Raw genomic sequence first — 531 nt, 5'->3', positions numbered from 1 at the left:
TGGTTATTACGCCCGTATCGGTACATCGTTCCAGACCATCGGTACGGCATTCCGCAGCATCGGCACAGTGATTCTGCCTAGCAGTGCACACCCACAAGATATTGATTTCAAGGGCCCGACTGCAATCGAAAGCAATCGGGCCCTTTCAGCTACTAGATACAGCTCGTTTCAATGCGTGTGTCGTATATCGTTGTCACGGTAAACGGCTTTACGTCGGCAGGCAATTCGTTTCCCTGTGAGTACGGATTAGGATTACTGAGATCTAGAACCCCGGCGTGCCATCATAACGTGCAGGTTGCCGCAAGCTCAAACAACTCTCCGCATACTGAGTCGTTGACGTCCTCGGCCCGCATGTTCTTTGCAGCGAAGTCCACGATGTAGTCTTCCAGCTCAATCGGAACAGCCATCCAAAGATTCCTGCTGCATGCCTGCTGCAATATCTGCCGCACGGCCTCACGCGACAGCATGGTTGCTTTCTTTCAGATCGTCATCCTTGAAGCGCTCGCGCATCGAGATCCCACCCTTGATTTC

Annotated in this window: 1 protein-coding gene; it reads right to left on the bottom strand. The window is 52.5% G+C overall.

Annotation, left to right across the window (positions count from 1 at the left end; genetic code table 11):
* Window positions 1-281 precede the first annotated feature (281 nt).
* On the bottom strand, window positions 282-407 hold the full coding sequence (locus tag DMP08_RS12765; RefSeq protein WP_258552647.1) for a hypothetical protein: 126 nt from the start codon (window positions 405-407) through the stop codon (window positions 282-284).
* Window positions 408-531: the final 124 nt, after the last annotated feature.

Source organism: Paraeggerthella hongkongensis, from assembly GCF_003726035.1.
Classification (GTDB): Bacteria; Actinomycetota; Coriobacteriia; order Coriobacteriales; family Eggerthellaceae; genus Paraeggerthella; species Paraeggerthella hongkongensis.
The sequence above is the reverse complement of the archived record's forward strand: the minus strand, read 5'-3'. Positions and strand labels throughout refer to the sequence as shown.

Coding starts and splice junctions, on each gene's coding strand:
- DMP08_RS12765 (WP_258552647.1), bottom strand. CDS start 407: ATGGCTGTTCCGATTGAGCTGGAAGACTACATCGTGGACTTCGCTGCA.